The following is an 18763-nucleotide window of genomic DNA, read 5'->3' as shown; positions in this document are numbered from 1 at the left end:
GTCATCTTTCTATGTTTTTACTGCTGATTATCTTGTTGGCCGTCTGGGTAGTGATGGCGCCATTGCTTTCCGTATTGCGTATCTGTACCGGATACCAGTTATAGGCTGGTGCCAGCCAGATTTCCAGCCTGGAATTGTAAGAACCTGGCCGTGGCGGGCGGTTCACATGCCAGGTCATGATTTTGCCCATGGGGGTATCAATTTCTTCCTGCCCGGTAATGACGAAGACGAAATTGCTGACATCCCGGTCTTCCGCAACTTGCAGTTTGATTTCCCTGCCAGCCTGAAACTTGTCCGGATCGGCATAGGCGATGCCAGCCAACTGCATCATGACACTGGCCTTGTCCTGTACGCCCTGGTTGACGATGCTGGTTCTATTCGATGAAGAAAAACTGACAGTACGTTCATCCTGATTGAAATGGGTCGCCGTTTCACTGCGGCTGCGTCTGGTTTCGGTACTGAGCGTTGGGGCGATACCATAGCTGTCCTGTTTGCCTTCGCTGCGCAGGGTATACAAATTCAGTGAAGTAATCAGCAGGTTCAGCGATGCTTCTACCCGCATTTTGTATAGCCCATTTTCGAAATCCCAGTGTATTTCACCCTGACCATTCACGGGGTGGCGATTATTTTCCGTCCGCACGATACGCATCAGGATGGCACCAGACGGTGGTGGACGCACTGCATAGGCCGGTTCAGCTTCTACCGTTGGCGGAGTGGGGGAGGGGGCCGGAGCTGGAGGGGTTTCCCTGGCGACTTCGATAGTTGGTGTATTGGCTGCCAGCAGCGTTGCCGTATCCGGTACGGGCACACGGATTTTTTCCATTACCTCAGGCAGGATAGGTGCCGGTTCGTCCTGTATCTGTCTGTCTGGCGTGGTGCGCGTGACAGCGGTGGTTGATGCCGGTCTGGTCTTTTTCATTGAAACTGCGGGATTTGTCTGTGCCTGTGCTTGTGCCTGCGCGGGCGTCGCAGCGACACGCTCACGCAACTGTACCCGCACCATTTGTTCAGCCAGCAGGGGTTTGACAGCCACTGGCGTGCTGTTCAGATTAAACAGCACGAGCAGGTGCAGCAGCAGGGCCAGGGCACAAAATGCCAGGCTCTGTCGGCTTAGCAGCGAACTGGGCAAGCTATAGTTGACAGGTTTAAAAGTTTGGCTCATCACAAAATAGTAAACGCAGCAGTCAGCATAAGGATGACCGGGCTACGCCAGCAAGGGGGTAGAATGCTATCTTTATTGCAAGAAACAATGAATCGCGTTGTGCAGAATGCGTCACATTTTCTCATGCATAGTGATGTGCGCGTATTCTGTAAGGAAATTTGAATGTTAATACTAAAGAAATCATATTCCAGGCTAGCCATGTTTGCGGCCCTGTTGTTGAGCACAAATTTGGCGGCAGCACAAACACCGCAGGCAAATGGCGGTGCCAAAGTCTTGCCGCCTGTACGCATAGGCATGATCGATGGCCTCAGTGGTGCATTTAGCAATGCCGGTGAAGCCGTGCAAAGAAATCTGCAAATCGCCATAGACCGCGTGAACGCCCGTGGTGGCGTGCGCCTGCCCGATGGTCAGCACAAACTGGTATTGAGCAGTTTTGACAATAAACAGGGCGTGGAAGAATCCCTGACTGCACTCAAACATCTGACCGATCAGCATATTCCTTTTGTGGTGCAAGGGAATAGCTCAGCCGTTGCGCTGGCGCTGGTGGATGCCATCAATAAGCATAATCAGCGCACGCCGGATAACCGTGTATTGTTTTTTAATTATTCAGCGGTAGACCCGATATTGACCAATGAAAAATGCAGTTACTGGCATTTTCGTTTTGATGCCAGTGCCGATATGCGCATGCATGTGTTGACCGAAGTCATCAAGGACGACAACCGCGCAAAGAAAATCTATCTGATAGGCCAGGATTACAGCTTTGGACGCCAGGTTGCCAGGTCGGCGCGCACCATGCTGGCGGAAAAACGCCCGGATATCAGCATCGTCGGCGATGACCTGCACCCCATAGGCAAGATCAAGGACTTCGCCCCCTATGTCGCCAAGATCAAAGCCAGTGGTGCCGATGCGGTGATCACCGGCAACTGGGGCAATGATCTCAGCCTGCTGGTAAAAGCCGCCAAAGACGCCGGCATGGCGCTGAAGTTTTATACCTTTTACGGCAATGGCCTGGGCGCACCCGCCGCCATTGCCGATGCAGGCATAGGCCAGGTCAGGGCGGTTGCCGAATGGCATCCGAATGCCGGTGGCGCGGACAGCGATGCGTTTTACAGCCAGTTCCGCCAGCGTTATCCTGATCCCCGCGACGATTATGTACATCTGCGCATGCAGGTCATGATAGAGATGCTGGCCTCTGCCATAGAAAAAGCCAGATCTACCGAAGCGGCTGCCGTTGCCCGTGCCATGGAAGGCGCACAGTACAAGAATGCGTTTCACAATGCACTCATGCGTGCCGAAGACCACCAACTGATACAGCCTCTGTATGTCTCCGTCATGCAAAAAAAGGGGGAAAGTGGCGTGCGCTTTGATAATGAAGGCAGTGGTTACGGCTTCAAGACCGAGCGTTATTTCGATGCGCGATTGACGGCGCTGCCGACCTCATGCAAGATGACCAGGATGTAAGTATCCCTATTTGTGGCTGCTGGATGTAGCTGCTGGAAAAACCAAAGGAAGAAACCCATGAGTAATCCATTTTCTGGTACTGAAATCCCCGGCATGAATGCCATGGGCGATACGCTTTCTTTTGTAAAAAGACTCTGGGGCAGCATGCAGGTGCCGGGTATGGTGGCACCGCCCATGTCACTGGATGAACTGGATAAAAAAATCCAGGATCTGAAGACCGTCGAATCCTGGCTCACCGTCAACATGAATATGCTGCGCGGGACCATACAGACGCTGGAAGTACAACGTGCCACCATTGCAGCCTTACAGTCTTTGGGTGAAAGTTTCGCCCAGCATGCACAACAGACCGGTGCCATGGCCGAGCAGGCGACGGCAAGTTTCAGTGCTGCCGGTAATCCCCCTGCACCAACGACAGCCAGCACCAGCAATGCCGACTGGCCCATGCATCCGGCCGCTGCCAAAGAACCGGAGCCAGATCTGGATGAAGAAGCCGATGAAGAAGTAGACGACATGCCGCCAGAAACAGTAACTACAGCGGCCCGTCAGGAAGCAGAACCCGAAGAAAAACTGGAACACGCCGCCGACAAGAAAGTTACTCAGTCTGACGCCAGCGCCCAGTTCGCCAATCCCGCTGCATGGTGGGGCTTGTTGCAGGAACAGTTCAAGCAAGCGGTCAGCAAGGCTCTGGAAGGCGAACCAACAGATATCAAGGCAGATGCGGCTCCCCCGGCTGCAACTGTAAGCAAACCCCGCTCAGCAGGCAAGACGACTAAAGAAAAAACGGCGACGACAGCAACCAGGGCAAGCAAGGCAGCTCCCGCCAGCAAGGCAAAAAGTGCGGGCAAGGCCGTGATCAAAGCCGTTGCCAAGTCCGCCAAGCCTGCCAAGCCTACTACAAAGCCCGGCGTTGCAAGCAAGTCGACCGGCAAGACCGCCAGCAAAACAGGTCCGGCAAAGTCAGGCAAGTAGTCATAAAGCCGACATGGTGGATAGATACTATGCTGACCTGATGCGCGACAAATTGTCGCGCGGACATAGATGATACTCAAATGAGATGCGATTCGATGCGATTCGATGCGATTCGATGCGATTCGATGCGATTCGATGTGATTCGATGCGATGAGGTAAGCGGGGGAAGGCATGCGTGGTGGATTATTGGCTGGGTTGGTCTGGTTGGCAGGTGCAGTGATTTCTTATCCGGTGCTGTCGCAACCCGCTACTCCCGAGGGCCAAACGTCCGGCCCGGTATTGAACCTGGTGACCGAGCATTATCCTCCCTATAACTTCGTCAAACCCGCCACCGGTGAGGTGACAGGTATATCCACCGACAAGGTGCTTGAAATCATGCGCCGTTCCGACACGGCCTATACCGTCAGTGCCTACCCATGGTCGCGCGCCCTGCAAATGGCCCGTAGTGACCCCAACACCTGCATTTTCTCCACCACCAGGACAGCAGAGCGTGAATCCAGATTCAAATGGATAGGTCCGCTGATCAGGAAAAATATCTGGACCATCTTTGCCCGCGCAGATGACAGCCGTCGCCCGACATCGCTGGAACAGTTGAAGCCCTATGTCATCGGTGCGTATCGCAAGGCGGCTGTCGGTGATTTTTTGGCGTTGAAAGGCTTCCGGTCCGAGCTGGCAAATGTGGATTCTGATAATCCGCGCAAGCTGCTGTATGAACGTTTTGATTTCTGGGCAACTGGCCGACTGCTTGGCCTTGCCATACTGAAGGAACAAAAACTCAGTGATGACATTATTCCCCTGTTCGATTTTCATCAGGTAGAAATGTATCTGGCATGCCACGTCAGCATGTCGCAGAGCAAGGTCAATCAACTCAACCGCATGTTGAAAGCCATGGAACAGGATGGCACGGTAGCTGCGATCGAAGCCAGATACAGATAAGGCTCGGAGTTCTACAAGAATGGCGCATTGTCATGAAAGGACACCCCCGCAGGTGTCCAATTCAAATTTTATGATGCTTGCAAGGGCTCTTCAATAGAAAGCGCTTGTTTGCGGGCATTTGACCTTGCTGGCGGGCTTGACTTCGGTCAGTTGCAACTTGCTATCCAGCATCCAGCCACTGACACGCTTGCGGTTGAGAATATTCCCTTTTCCATAGCTGTCGACACTGATTACAAAGGCCATGGCAGATTTGCCGTAACTGCATTCAGTTTCAAATTTCACGCCTTCTTTGGCTGTGACAACCGGCAAAGGAAGTACGTACTGTCTCAAAGGCGGTTTTGCCATCTCTGCGGCACTAGCCTTTTCATAGTCGTTAATGGTATCGACAATAACTGCGGCATTTGAATAATGATCAAGTCCTGGTCCTGTCGGGTTGTCACTGGACCGTTGTGCCAATACCTGCACAAAGTGGCCAGTGATGAATTCGGCCGTAACGCTGCCCCATTTATCTTTCCATTCCTTGCGCGACAGTGACATCGTGTTGGTGGGCATGGTGGCCGTGGTGGCCGCTCCAGCGGGCTCAGCAGCAGGGGCGGGCATAGTGCTTGTAGCAGGAGCTGGCGCAGCTACTTTGGGCGCCGCAGCAACTAATGCTGGTTTGGCAGGAGCGGCAGCAACTTCCTCGCCCTGGTAAGCATATTTACCATCAAAGGGAACATCGCCCCAGGAACCTGCACATGCCTCTACATGCAATTGCATGCCACCGGCAGCGCGTTTCAAGGTCATTGTGCAACGTCCCTCGCTAAAGTTCCAGCCGCCAGGCGCATCAGATAATTTACCTTCACCGGACCCGCTGCGCAAATTGCCCGCCTTGCCTTTCTCAGAAACTTCCAGCGTGAATTTGCCGTCAGGTTTTACCGTCAGCACACGCTCAAAACCCTTATCGCTGGCATCATAAATACCGGCCTTGGGATAAGGACTATAGTCCGCCGCCAGCACGGGTGCTGCCAGACAAGACAGTGCCAGACTTGCTGACAACAAACGAACAGCACCAGAGATAGTTGATTTTTTCATGTAAGCAAATGAAGTTGAATAGGGTGGATGAACAAAGCCGCATACCCACATACCCCAGGCATGAAGACAGAGCACAATTACTACATTAAGCCGGATGATGGTGCATGACCGTAAAAACCATGTCAATCAATTAATTGTGTGTTTTATATTAATGCGCAACAAAGTGTAAGTGGACTTGTGCTGACTGTTTGACTTTGATACCGGCTCTGTTGTGCTTCAAAACTTAAATATCTTGGCAATCTTGCCGGCCAGTTAGAATCGATTCTTCGATTTCTGGCACTAAACAAGGGTAGACCATGAATGAATTATTTACAGAGATAAGAGTCTGGAGGCGTCCGGGCGATGTATCGGCAGTCAGATATTCTTGCCTGCATAATTTGCAGAGTCAAAAATTTGCTGTCCAAAGTGCAGATTTCTTTCGATTGCCCTTTAAAAGCCAACTTTCAAATGAGCTTGAAAGACAGTTTGTTGAATTATTTATTGAAACTTCTCCAACTGACAGTGCATGGTTTGATTCTTTACAGGATGCAATAGAGCAGCATGCATTGGATTTTTTATAGATCGTTCTTTTGCAGAACACAGAAAGAACTAGTTCTTTCGGCCATAAGCCCTCTCCTTTTGCCTCTTGAATAAGCACCGACAGAGGAATTTCTAAATAAGCCTGTAGTTCTTAAGCTGATAGCACCTATAAAAGCAAAAGGAGCTGTCATGGCTAGTCAGGGCAAAGCCTATTCGGTGCTGGGTTCCAGCACGCTGGCGTTCACTGTATGTTTCACCATCTGGATGATGTTTGGCGTGATTGGTATCCCGATCAAGGCGGCATTACATCTCAATGAAACGGAATTTGGTCTGCTGACGGCAATGCCCGTGCTGACCGGTTCACTGATACGCGTGCCACTTGGTATCTGGACGGACCGTTTTGGTGGTCGCATAGTCCTGTTCTTGCTGATGCTGTTTACTGTCATACCGATTTATCTGATCAGCTATGCAACGGCTTACTGGCATTTCCTGGTATTGGGCTTGTTTGTTGGCCTGGCTGGCGGTTCTTTTTCTGTTGGTACCCCATACGTCGCACGCTGGTTCAAGAAAGAGCGGCAGGGCCTTGCCATGGGTATATTTGGCGCTGGTAACTCTGGTGCAGCCGTGAATAAATTCATTGCCCCGGCACTGATCGCAGCAGCAGGCTGGACCCTGGTCCCCAAGGTATATGCCGTCATGATGCTGGCTGCTGCCTTGATATTCTGGGTGTTTTCCGCAACGGATCCCAGCCATAACGTCAAATCAAACATCAGCTTTTTGGCCCAGCTCAAGATGCTGAAAGACCCCAAAGTCTGGCGCTATTGCCAGTATTACTCCGTTGTATTCGGTGGCTATGTTGGCTTGAGCTTGTGGATGGTCAAGTACTACGTGACTGAATATGGTTTTGATATCAAGAGCGCCGCCTTGCTGGCAGCCTGCTTCTCTTTACCTGGCGGTGTCCTGCGTGCCTTTGGTGGCTGGCTGTCCGATAAATTTGGTGCCTACAAAGTGACATGGTGGGTCATGTGGGTATGCTGGGTCGCCTTCTTTTTGCTGTCCTATCCACAAACTGATTTTACGATCAAAACCATCAACGGCATGCAGGCATTTCATATCGGTCTGACCCCAATCCTGTTCACTACCATCCTGTTTGTCGTTGGTATTGCCATGGCAGTGGGCAAGGCATCTGTCTTCAAATTTATCTCGGATGATTACAGCAGCAATATTGGTGCTGTGTCCGGCGTAGTTGGATTGGCTGGCGGTCTTGGCGGCTTTATCTTGCCAGTCTTGTTCGGTGTCATTGTCGACATTACCGGCGTGCGCAGTTCCTGTTTCATGCTGTTGTACGGCACGGTCTGCGTATCGCTGGTATGGATGCATTTCCAATTCCGCAGGGAGGGCATGTTAGCAGCCCAGGCCGCTTTGCCAGCCTGAAGGACTTACGAAAAATCGCCCCAGCTGCGTAAGTCCTAAACAGAAAATTGAAATTACAAGTGATTTGAAAACCAGGAGCATATGATGAGTCATGTATTAAACCGGTGGGAGCCAGAGAATCTGGAGTTCTGGCGCAAAGAAGGCAGCTCGATTGCCAATAGAAATTTATGGATATCCATTCCCAGCCTGATGCTGGCATTTACAGTATGGATGTTATGGAGTGTGGTCGCTGCTAATCTGGACAAGGCGGGGTTTCATTTCAGCAAGGATCAACTGTTCTTTCTGACAGCCTTGCCAGCTTTGTCAGGCGCGACCTTGCGGATTTTTTATTCTTTCCTGGTGCCCGTATTCGGGGGGCGCAAGTGGACCGCGATTTCCACTGCAAGTTTGCTGATTCCTGCTATCGGTATGGGCTTCGCCCTGCAAGATCCAACTACCAGTTATTCGACTTTATTGATACTGGCGTTGCTGTGTGGTCTGGGTGGTGGCAATTTTAGTTCCAGCATGGCGAATATCAGTTTCTTTTTTCCGAAATCACGCAAAGGTTATGCAACAGGCATGAACGCTGGCATCGGCAATCTGGGTGTTTCTGTGGTGCAGTTTGTGACCCCGCTGGTGATTTCTTCTGCCATGTTTGGTGCCAGTATATCCGGCGACGGTTTCCTGTTTCATAACGCCAAAACCGGGGCAGACAATATGTTCTGGCTGGCGAATGCCGGATTTATCTGGGTGCCGTTTATCGTTGTCGCTACCCTGATGGCATGGTTTGGCATGAATGATATCGCCTCGGCCAAAGCTTCTTTTGCTGATCAGGCGGTAATATTCAAGCGCAAGCACAATTGGCTGATGTGCTGGTTGTATATCGGCACCTTTGGTTCTTTCATTGGTTTTTCTGCCGGGTTTGCGATGCTGATCAAGGCACAGTTTCCTGAAATTGATGTCGCTAAATTTGCCTTTCTCGGGCCTTTGGCTGGCGCCTTGGCCAGGCCGATTGGTGGCATGATCTCTGACAAAATTGGTGGTGCCAGATTGACATTCTGGGTATTCGTCGCCATGGCTATCACTATTGTTGCAGGTATTTTGCCAGCTTTGCACGAGCATCAGTTCATGGTGTTTCTGGTGTCCTTCATAGTCATGTTCATATTGACTGGTTTGGGAAACGGTTCGACCTTTTGCATGATACCTATCATTTTTCAGCTTGACCGTGAACGCGCAGCAAAGGGTAAGGGAGAAACTGCCTTGAAACAGGCCAGACTGGATGCCGCCAAAGAATCCGCCGCCGTGCTCGGCTTCTCTGGCGCCATCGGTGCTTACGGTGGTTTCTTTATCCCGCAAAGTTTTGGTACCTCGATCAAAATGACGGGTGCACCTGATATGGCGTTGTATGTGTTCATTGCCTTTTACGTCAGTTGCATGGTCATCACCTGGTGGTATTACTCACGCAAAGGCGCAGAGATGCCTTGCTAGATTTTCGATTAACAGAAATATCCTTAAAAACAGCCTGTGTATCCACAGGCTGTTTTTTTGCAAGTTTTCTCGCACTCACCCCTAATTATGAAATGAGTTCTAGAGCTTACGTAGTTCTAAAGGACTAGACGGACTAGTGCGAATGCGCAACAAAATACACCGCACCGAAGAATGGGCGGGACAGCTTTGATTCCCTACACTCTCAGTATGCATTAAAGAAAATGTGGGTACGTCACCCACCTGATATGGAGTTTACGATGAGTCATTTTCTGGATAGATTGAAGTTCATGTCGCGGGTGAAGTCTACCTTCTCCGATGGTCATGGTGCCGTGGTCGAAGAAGACCGCAAATGGGAAAATGGCTATCGCAGCCGCTGGCAGCACGACAAGATTGTGCGCTCTACCCATGGTGTTAATTGCACTGGTTCGTGTTCCTGGAAAGTGTATGTCAAGAATGGTTTGATTACCTGGGAAACACAGCAAACCGATTATCCCCGTACCCGTCCTGATTTGCCAAATCATGAACCACGCGGTTGCCCGCGCGGTGCGTCTTACAGCTGGTATGTATATTCCGCCCAGCGCGTCAAATATCCGATGATACGCGGCCGCCTGATGGAAATGTGGCAAGAAGCCCGTAAGACCATGGCTCCAATAGAGGCGTGGGAAGCCATCAGCCAGAATCCTGAAAAAGCCAAACGCTACAAGTCGGTACGTGGCCTTGGTGGCTTTGTCCGTGCTGACTGGGACACGGCGCAAGAAATCATCGCCGCGTCGAATGCCTACACCATCAAAAAATTTGGTCCGGACCGCGTAGTTGGTTTTTCGCCTATTCCGGCAATGTCCATGGTGTCTTATGCTGCCGGTTCACGTTACCTGAGTCTGATCGGTGGCGTACCGCTGTCCTTCTATGACTGGTATTGTGATTTGCCGCCAGCCAGCCCGCAAGTCTGGGGTGAGCAAACTGACGTACCTGAGTCCGCTGACTGGTATAACTCGACTTACCTCATGGTATGGGGATCGAATGTACCGCAGACACGGACACCGGATGCCCACTTCTATACCGAGGTGCGCTACAAAGGTACCAAGACCGTAGCTGTGTCATCGGACTTTGGTGAGATGGTCAAGTTTGGTGATATCTGGATGGCACCCAAACAGGGTACAGACGCCGCACTCGCCATGGCCATGGGCCATGTGATACTGAAGGAATTCCATCTCGGTAACAAGTCTGCCTACTTCCGCAGCTATGTCAAACAATATACCGATATGCCCATGCTGGTGCGTCTGGTAGAACGTAATGGCAGCTATGTACCGGATCAAATGCTGCGTGCTTCGCAATTGCCAGGCAATCTGAACGAAGCCAATAATCCAGACTGGAAGACCCTGGCTATCGATGAAATCACGGGCGATATCGTATCGCCCAATGGCTCTATCGGCTATCGTTGGGGCGAAGGGCAATTCGATGAAGGTGCCAAAGTTGGCCGCTGGAATCTGGAAGCCAAAGACGGTAACTCTGGTCGCGCAATTGACCCGCAACTGAGCTTAATCGGCAAGCATGACGAAGTAGTCACGGTTGGTTTCAATTACTTCGGTGGTAACGACGCCAATGATATGTTGTTGCGTCATTTGCCAGCAAAACGCGTCACTTTGGCCGATGGCAGCGTTGCCCTGGTGGCGACTGTATATGATTTGTCGATGGCGAACTACGGTGTTGATCAGGGCCTGGGTGGTGCGGTTGCATCATCGTATGACGATGATGTTCCCTACACACCGGCCTGGCAAGAAAAACATACCAGCGTCAAACGTGATCTGGTCATCCAGGTAGCGCGCGAATTTGCGCAAAATGCCCATGATACCGAAGGCAAGAGCATGGTCATCGTCGGTGCAGCATTAAATCACTGGTACCACAACGACATGATTTATCGCGGCATCATCAATATGCTGATGATGTGCGGTTGCATAGGTAAATCCGGTGGTGGCTGGGCGCACTATGTTGGGCAGGAAAAACTGCGCCCACAGTTTGGCTGGGCACCACTGGCTTTTGCCAGTGACTGGGTGCGCCCTGCACGCCAGATGAATGGCACCAGCTTTTTCTACGCACATACCAGTCAGTGGCGTCATGAAAAACTGGCGATGGATGAGATACTTGCACCGACCGCAGACAAGTCAAAAATCAGCCACATGAGCATGATAGACATGAATGCCAAGTCTGAACGCCTGGGTTGGTTACCATCGGCTCCGCAGCTGGAAACCAATCCGCTGGATGTCTGTGATGCGGCAGCGGCAGCCGGCCTGACACCACAAGATTATCTGAAAAACAGCCTGAAATCAGGCACGGTCAACATGAGTTGTGATGATCCGGATAATCCTAAAAATTTCCCGCGTAATATGTTTGTCTGGCGTTCGAACATCCTGGGCAGTTCAGGCAAAGGGCATGAGTATTTCCTTAAATATTTGCTGGGTACACAAAATGCCTTGTTTGATGACCCTGATGAGGCAGTCAAACCGTCTGAAGTCAAATACCGCCCAGTGGCAGCAGAAGGCAAGCTGGATCTGCTGGTGGTGCTGGATTTTCGCATGAGTACCACTTGCCTGTATGGCGACATCGTCTTGCCGACTGCGACATGGTATGAAAAGGATGACCTCAATACGTCGGACATGCATCCCTTCATTCACCCATTGAGTGAAGCGGTACAACCGCTGTGGGAAAGTAAAACGGACTGGGAAATCTATAAAGGTATTGCCAAAAAATTTACCGAAATTGGCGGTGACTATCTTGGCACCCGTAGTGACATCGTATTGCAACCGTTGATGCACGATACTCCGGGTGAACTTGGTCAGGCTTTCGAACCCAAAGACTGGAAAAAAGGTGAATGTGACCTGATACCTGGCAAGACTGCACCTAATTTCTTTGTCGTAGAACGCAACTATAAAGATATCTACAAGAAGTTTACTTCCATTGGACCCCTGCTCGACAAACTGGGCAATGGCGGTAAAGGCATCAACTGGAACACTGAACATGAAGTCAAGGAAATCGGTGGCATTACCAGGGTCGTGACTGAAGAAGGTATCAGCAAAGGTCGCCCACGTCTGGAAAGTGCCATTGATGCCTGCGAAATGATACTCACCTTCGCACCGGAAACCAATGGCCATGTATCAGTCAAGGCATGGGAAGCGCTGGGCAAGATTACTGGTCGGGATCATACCCATCTGGCAGTTGGTCGTGAACATGACAAGATCCGCTTCCGCGATGTGCAGGCACAACCACGCAAGATCATTTCAGCACCAACCTGGTCTGGTCTGGAATCCGAAGAAGTCAGTTACAACGCCGGTTACACCAATGTGCATGAATACATTCCATGGCGCACACTGACAGGTCGCCAGCAGTTCTATCAGGATCACCGCTGGATGCTGGATTTCGGCGAAGGTCTGTGTGTCTACAAACCGGCCATCGACACAAAAACCGTGGCACCGATGCTGAACAGATCACCAAATGGTGAAAAAGAAATTGTTCTCAATTTCATCACGCCGCATCAGAAATGGGGTATCCATTCCACCTATTCAGACAATCTGCGCATGCTGACCTTGAGCCGTGGTGGCCCACACGTGTGGATATCCGAAGGCGAAGCAAAAGAAGCAGGTCTGGTGGATAACGACTGGGTTGAAGTCTTTAACAGCAATGGTACTTTGACTGCCCGTGTTGTGGTCAGCCAGCGTGTGCCAAAGGGCATGTGTCTGATGTATCACGCTCAGGAAAAGATCATCAACACTCCGGGCGCGGAACTCAGTGGCAAACGTGGTGGCATCCATAACTCGGTCACGCGTGCAGTCTTGAAGCCTACCCACATGATAGGTGGCTATGCACAACTCGCTTATGGCTTTAATTATTACGGTACCGTCGGCAGTAACAGGGATGAGTTCATTGTCATGAGAAAAATGAAAAAAGTAGATTGGCTGGAAGGCAAACTGGAAGAGGAGTCAGCATCATGAGAATTCGTGCACAAGTCGGCATGGTACTGAATCTGGACAAGTGTATCGGTTGCCATACATGCTCAGTCACTTGCAAAAATGTCTGGACCAGTCGTGACGGCGTTGAATACGCCTGGTTCAATAACGTCGAAACCAAGCCAGGTATAGGCTATCCCAAGGAATGGGAAAACCAGAAGAAATGGAAAGGTGGCTGGCACCGCAATGAAGCCGGCAAGCTGGAACCAAAACAGGGAGGCAAGCTGCGCATACTCGCCAATATCTTCGCCAATCCGAACTTGCCTTCGATTGATGATTATTACGAGCCATTCACATTTGATTATGAACATCTGCAAAATGCGCCCCTGATGCAGACACCGCCAACAGCACGTCCTATATCCGTGCTGACTGGCAAGAAAATGGACAAGATAGTCTGGGGTCCGAACTGGGAAGATGATCTGGGCGGCGAGTTCAGCGCGCGCAGTAAAGATGCCTTGTTTGAAGGTGTGCAAAAAGAGATGTACAGCACCTTCGAATCCACCTTCATGATGTATTTGCCACGTTTGTGTGAACACTGCCTGAATCCGGCTTGCGTTGCTTCCTGCCCATCAGGTTCCATCTACAAACGCGAAGACGACGGCATCGTGCTGGTGGATCAGGACAAATGCCGTGGCTGGCGCATGTGTATTTCTGGTTGCCCGTACAAAAAGATTTATTACAACTGGAGTTCGGGCAAGGCTGAAAAATGCACTTTCTGCTATCCACGCATAGAAGCTGGTCAGCCTACTGTCTGTTCTGAAACCTGTGTAGGCCGCATTCGCTATCTGGGTGTATTGCTGTATGACGCTGACAAAATTGAAGCAGCCGCATCGGTACCGGATGAAAAGGATTTGTATGAGGCACAACTCGGTTGCTTCCTGGACCCGCATGATCCGGCAGTGATTGCCGAAGCGCGCAAGCACGGGATACCTGAAAGCTGGATACAGTCGGCTCAAAAGTCGCCTGTCTACAAAATGGCGATGGAATGGAAGATTGCTTTCCCTCTCCATCCAGAATACCGCACTTTACCTATGGTCTGGTATGTACCGCCTCTGTCTCCTATCCAAAAAGCGGCAGAAGCAGGACATATGGGTATGAACGGCATTATTCCTGATGTGAAGTCTTTGCGTATTCCTGTCCGTTACCTGGCCAATTTGCTGACAGCAGGCAAGGAAGAACCGATAACCGATGCCCTGGAACGCATGCTGGCCATGCGTGCCTACAAACGCTCTGAAACTGTGCATGGACAGCTTGATCATGAGGTATTGAAACAGGTCGGATTGAATGCCGCGCAAGTGGAAGACATGTACCAGACCCTGGCGATTGCCAATTACGAAGATCGTTTCGTGATTCCGTCTTCACACAAGGAAATGGTAGAAGACAGCTTCAATGAAAAAGGCAGTTGCGGATTTACTTTTGGCAATGGTTGTTCGGGTGGTACCTCGGATGGTGCCTTGTTTGGTAAGAAACCACAAGGCAGCGTTATTTTTGTGGAAATGCCCAAGTCGCGCAAAAAAATGTCGACCACCGAATAATTTGTCTTGGCGCAGAAAAAGCGCCTGGTACTGACGCAAAAAAGGAAATCGTATGCAAATTTATCGAATTTTATCGGCATTGATGAGCTACCCGCAGCCGGACCTTATCGCCGCCTTGCCAGAGATTGAGCAGGCGCTGAAAGATGAACCAGAATTTCTTGATGCACTGCAAGCCATCTTGAGCTATCTGAAATCAAACAGCCTGATTGCGCTGCAAGAAAATTATGTAAGCACGTTTGACCGCACGCATTCTCTGTCCCTGCATCTGTTTGAGCATATCCATGGCGAAAGCCGCGATCGTGGGCAGGCTATGGTTGATTTGATAGAAGAATACCGCACCCATGGCTTTGAGCCAGAGGCCAGCGAATTGCCGGATTTTGTTCCGCTGTTCCTGGAATTCCTGAGTCTGATGGATGAAGCTACCTCAGAGAAATTGCTCGGTGAAGCCATTCATGTGCTGGCAGCGATAGGCATGCGCCTGCAACGCAAGGACAGCCCCTACGCCAATCTGTTTTTGTTGCTGACAACCTTGACTGATGTGGTGCCACATGAGCAGGGCGAGCCCCCAGTGCGCGATATGGATGACGCAATGGAAACTTTTGGTCCTGGTGCGGATGGGGTTGAACCTTTATTGAAGCCCAATTTGTCAGGCACGCATCCAGTGAATTTTTATCCCAGACAGCCTAAGCAAGGCGCTGTTGCAGCCCAATAATCAGGGAGACCATCATGACTTATCTGCATCAATTCATTTATGGGATTTATCCCTACATCGCGCTGGCCATTTTTCTATTCGGCAGCCTGGCGCGTTTTGAGCGTGAACAATATACCTGGAAGAGTGACTCTTCACAGATGCTGCATGCAGGTAATCTGCGGCTGGGTAATATCCTGTTTCACGTGGGGATTTTGGGTCTGTTCTTTGGCCATCTGGTCGGCTTACTGACCCCGGTCATCGTGTGGGACACGGTGGGTATCAGCCATAGCTTCAAGCAAATGATCGCCATGGTTGCTGGCGGTATCTTTGGCACGCTGTGCATGCTGGGCTTGCTGATTCTGTTGCACCGTCGTCTTACCGATGCACGTATCTCGGCAGTGACAAAAACGGGAGATAAAGTTTTGCTGTTATGGATATTCATCACACTGGGTCTGGGCCTGTCGACGATATTCGAATCGGCAAATCATAGCGATGGCCACATGATGGTGTTGCTGATGACCTGGGCGCAGCACATCGTTACTTTCAAAGGGGATGCTGCTGAGTTCATTGTCGTCGCTCCCTTGTTGTTCAAGCTGCATTTATTCATGGGTCTGAGTCTGTTTGTGATCTTCCCCTTCACTCGCCTGGTGCATGTCTGGAGTGGCTTTGCTTCAGTGACGTATATCAGCCGTGCATGGCAGTTGGTAAGGCCACGCTGATTTTTCATAGGACTTACGCAAAACCGCCCCAGCTGCGTTGCAGCTCCTTGCCGTACTAAAGTACTGTCTTCGTCGCCGCGCCTTGCTGGGACGATTTTGCGTAAGTCCTGATAACGTAAGTTGAGTTAAGTAAGGGAGAACAACATGCCAGTCATTGTCAATGATTACGAACTGACAGACGCCGATATGGAGCGGGAATTGCCGGCGCATCAGGATGCAGCAGATGCAATGAAAAGTGCCATGACCGCCCTGGTGCTGCGCCGTGTCTTGCTGGATGAGGCACAGTATCTGGGCTTGCAGCAGGAAGATGAAGATGCTCGGGTCGAGGCTTTGCTACAACAAGAAGTCAAGGTGCCAACACCAGGACGTGACGAATGCCTGCGTCAATATCAAGCCTATCCTGACCGCTTCAAGGTCGGTGAATTGGCAGAAGCCAGCCACATTCTGTTTCAGGTAACCGCGGGTGTCGATCTGGATGCCTTACGCAAACATGCTTCCGTGGTGCTGGCAGATTTGCTGGAAAATCCATCTTTGTTTGCTGAATGTGCGAAAGCAAATTCAAATTGCCCGTCCAGTGAAGTGGGTGGCAGCCTGGGGCAAATAACACGCGGTGCAACAGTGCCAGAGTTTGAGCAAGCCGTATTTGCGGCAGCGCCTGGGGGCATCATTCCCAAGCTGGTTGAAACACGCTTTGGCCTGCACATCATCTTGGTGGGGCGCAAGATGGATGGAAATTTACTGCCTTTTGACGATATAGAAAACAATATCGCCAAGGCCATGCATCAGGCTAGCCACGATCATGCCTTGCGCCAGTATCTGCAATTGCTGGTGGGGCGTGCAAAGATTTCTGGCATCGATATACAAGGCGCAGATACGCCGCTGGTTCAATAATCAAGAAAGTAAAATCATGTCGCAGGCTATGCAAAAACTCGTACTTCAGCATACAGAATGTGATGAACAGTTGAATCGCTGTGAAGCTGCTTTACACAAGGGAGATATGGCAGCAGCGCAACGGAATTTCCGTTTATTCAGTGAACAACTGGATAGTCATTTTGCCTTGGAAGAAGACAAACTTTTTCCAGCCTTGGAAAAAGCAACAGGTATGCTGCACGGCCCTACTGTTGTCATGCGTGCCGAACATGCCGAAATCCGCAGCTTGCGGGATGAAGCAAACGCTGCCATGGCAGCCGGACAGGCCGGGCAGGCACTGGCTACGCTCGATACACTCAACGTCCTGATACAGCAACATAATGTCAAGGAAGAGAATATTCTGTATCCCATGTGTGGCGGCAGTATTCCCAATCTGGAAGCAGTTCTGGGTATGGGTAGTACCTGTTGTGGTGCCTGTTCTTGCGGTTAAGGATGGGGCCGTTTTCTCCGTTTTCTCCGTTCGATCCATTTGCTCCGATGAGCTCAAGAACCTGATGCATGTCAATGGCTAGCACGAAAGTTCTTAACTACGAGCTGTCGCCTTCGCCAGCTACTATCTTTGGCTGTCTGTTGCCAGCGCCCTGGATGGGAGTATTGACCGGCCTGCTGTTGGCATTTGGCCCGCAGCAGGGTTTGCCGTACCGGTTTGCACCTTTGACTTTGGCGCTTACCCACTGCCTGGTGCTGGGGATGCTGGCACCCATCATGATTGGTGCGCTGTTCCAGTTAATGCCAGTGGTGGCTGGTCAGGCCGTGCCGGGCGCACGCAAGATAGCGCCTGTTGTGGCGCTTGGTTCTGCCTTGATTGCGGCTAGCCTTAGTCTGGGCTTTTTGCACGGTATCACCGCAGGATTTATTGTCGCCGGCGCGTTGGCATCGTTGCTGTACGGTGCAGTCACGCTGGCTTTGCTGATGGCAGCGTGCAAGATTGCGGTCGTCGATGCTACAACGCGCACCTTGCGGTGGGTGACACTGGCATTTTTTCTGGTCGTAGCCTTGGGTATCAGCCTGGCAGGCAATTTTGCCGGTTGGTGGCAACTTGATGTCATGTACTTGCTGGACTTGCATGTGGCTTGGGGATTGACTGGCTGGATAGCAACGCTGGTAGTTGGTGTCGCATCAACAACGGTGCCCATGTTCTGGCAAACCAGGCGTCCGTCAACATATTGGCAAATAGCATTGCCCGGTGTGCTGTGGCTGCCCTTGTTATTGGGATTTTGGCCAGCGTTGCAGCAGTTTGCTTTGTTCCTCGCTTGCCTGGTGATTGTGCTGTTGGCGTCAATTGCCTTCGTGGCTATCTGGCGTGCCAAACGCCGCTTTGATCCGGCCTGGGGTTTATGGTTGGTGTGTGCGGCAAGCTATATGTGCGCGGCATTAATGGCTGCGCTGCCACCCGTACTAAAACATGTTGACGGGCTTGTCTTGCCTGAGCTTATCTCACAGGCACTGCCCTGGTGGATAGCTGTGCTGATACTGGTTGGTGGTGCGGTATTGCCGGTCAATGCGATGCTGGGCAAGATTATCCCGTTTCTGATATTTCTGCATTTGCGCAGACAGACACCAATGGGGCAACGTGTACCCACCATGCAGGCAGTACTGCCGCCACAACGCCTGTTATGGCAAGCACGTTTGGTGTTACTGGCGTTTGGTTTGCTGCTGTTATTGCCACTGGCACCCATCTGGCTTACGCCGATTGCAGGCATTGCCTTTTCGCTATCGCAGGCTTGCCTGGGCGGTCTGCTGATCATGTGTTTGATGCGTTACAGGCATGAATTGAAGGCGATATTCAAAGCTGACTGAAGCAGTTAACTACGTCGAAAGAACTATCTCCCTTTAGCTTGGCGGCGAATTGTACTGTTGTCAGT

Annotated in this window: 15 protein-coding genes; 13 read left to right on the top strand and 2 right to left on the bottom strand. The window is 51.1% G+C overall.

Translation table 11 applies throughout. The features are described 5' to 3' along the window. Position 1 precedes the first annotated feature (1 nt). Positions 2 to 1162, bottom strand: coding sequence for a DUF3108 domain-containing protein (locus ACO0LK_RS03500; RefSeq protein ID WP_422972210.1), 1161 nt, complete (start codon positions 1160 to 1162; stop codon positions 2 to 4). 162 nt (positions 1163 to 1324) lie between these two features. Here ACO0LK_RS03500 and ACO0LK_RS03495 point away from each other — a divergent pair, with 162 nt between their 5' ends. The 3 genes from ACO0LK_RS03495 to ACO0LK_RS03485 all read left to right on the top strand — a co-directional run bounded on the left by ACO0LK_RS03495 (position 1325) and on the right by ACO0LK_RS03485 (position 4528). Continuing rightward, positions 1325 to 2623: a branched-chain amino acid ABC transporter substrate-binding protein gene (locus tag ACO0LK_RS03495; protein ID WP_422972208.1), complete on the top strand. Its 1299-nt coding sequence runs from the start codon at positions 1325 to 1327 to the stop codon at positions 2621 to 2623. Between the two features lie 57 nt (positions 2624 to 2680). Further along, positions 2681 to 3592 (top strand): PhaM family polyhydroxyalkanoate granule multifunctional regulatory protein, encoded by a 912-nt coding sequence (locus ACO0LK_RS03490; protein WP_422972206.1) that lies wholly within the window; start codon positions 2681 to 2683, stop codon positions 3590 to 3592. Positions 3593 to 3763: 171 nt separating this feature from the next. Next, positions 3764 to 4528: a substrate-binding periplasmic protein gene (locus ACO0LK_RS03485; RefSeq protein WP_422972204.1), complete on the top strand. Its 765-nt coding sequence runs from the start codon at positions 3764 to 3766 to the stop codon at positions 4526 to 4528. Between the two features lie 90 nt (positions 4529 to 4618). Here the strand turns inward: ACO0LK_RS03485 and ACO0LK_RS03480 are convergent, their stop codons facing one another. After that, entirely contained in the window at positions 4619 to 5602 is a 984-nt protein-coding gene (locus ACO0LK_RS03480) for a hypothetical protein (RefSeq protein WP_422972202.1), read from the bottom strand. Between the two features lie 296 nt (positions 5603 to 5898). Between ACO0LK_RS03480 and ACO0LK_RS03475 the strand changes: the two genes are divergently transcribed. The 10 genes from ACO0LK_RS03475 to ACO0LK_RS03430 all read left to right on the top strand — a co-directional run bounded on the left by ACO0LK_RS03475 (position 5899) and on the right by ACO0LK_RS03430 (position 18698). Further along, entirely contained in the window at positions 5899 to 6162 is a 264-nt protein-coding gene (locus ACO0LK_RS03475; RefSeq protein ID WP_422972200.1) for a hypothetical protein, read from the top strand. Between the two features lie 148 nt (positions 6163 to 6310). Continuing rightward, positions 6311 to 7555: an MFS transporter gene (locus ACO0LK_RS03470; RefSeq protein WP_422972198.1), complete on the top strand. Its 1245-nt coding sequence runs from the start codon at positions 6311 to 6313 to the stop codon at positions 7553 to 7555. Between the two features lie 81 nt (positions 7556 to 7636). Next, positions 7637 to 9022, top strand: a complete 1386-nt coding sequence (locus ACO0LK_RS03465; RefSeq protein WP_422972196.1) for a NarK family nitrate/nitrite MFS transporter — start codon at positions 7637 to 7639, stop codon at positions 9020 to 9022. A 257-nt stretch (positions 9023 to 9279) separates the two neighbouring features. Beyond that, positions 9280 to 13008, top strand: a complete 3729-nt coding sequence (locus tag ACO0LK_RS03460; protein ID WP_422972194.1) for a nitrate reductase subunit alpha — start codon at positions 9280 to 9282, stop codon at positions 13006 to 13008. Next, positions 13005 to 14558 (top strand): nitrate reductase subunit beta, encoded by a 1554-nt coding sequence (gene narH, locus ACO0LK_RS03455; protein WP_422972192.1) that lies wholly within the window; start codon positions 13005 to 13007, stop codon positions 14556 to 14558. Before ACO0LK_RS03460 ends, narH begins: the two co-directional genes overlap by 4 nt. Before the next feature lie 52 nt (positions 14559 to 14610). Then, a complete protein-coding gene (gene narJ / locus ACO0LK_RS03450) occupies positions 14611 to 15270 on the top strand; it encodes a nitrate reductase molybdenum cofactor assembly chaperone (protein ID WP_422972190.1) in 660 nt (219 codons plus the stop codon). A 14-nt stretch (positions 15271 to 15284) separates the two neighbouring features. Further along, a complete protein-coding gene (narI, locus tag ACO0LK_RS03445) occupies positions 15285 to 15968 on the top strand; it encodes a respiratory nitrate reductase subunit gamma (protein WP_422972188.1) in 684 nt (227 codons plus the stop codon). Between the two features lie 144 nt (positions 15969 to 16112). After that, complete coding sequence (locus ACO0LK_RS03440) at positions 16113 to 16859, top strand: peptidylprolyl isomerase (protein ID WP_422972186.1); 747 nt, start codon at positions 16113 to 16115, stop codon at positions 16857 to 16859. Between the two features lie 16 nt (positions 16860 to 16875). After that, on the top strand, positions 16876 to 17328 hold the full coding sequence (locus ACO0LK_RS03435) for a hemerythrin domain-containing protein (protein ID WP_422972183.1): 453 nt from the start codon (positions 16876 to 16878) through the stop codon (positions 17326 to 17328). 74 nt (positions 17329 to 17402) lie between these two features. After that, on the top strand, positions 17403 to 18698 hold the full coding sequence (locus ACO0LK_RS03430) for a hypothetical protein (protein WP_422972181.1): 1296 nt from the start codon (positions 17403 to 17405) through the stop codon (positions 18696 to 18698). Positions 18699 to 18763 lie beyond the last annotated feature (65 nt).

This window comes from Undibacterium sp. Ji49W (assembly GCF_049340205.1).
GTDB lineage: Bacteria > Pseudomonadota > Gammaproteobacteria > Burkholderiales > Burkholderiaceae_D > Undibacterium.
This window is presented reverse-complemented; position numbering and strand designations above follow the sequence as displayed.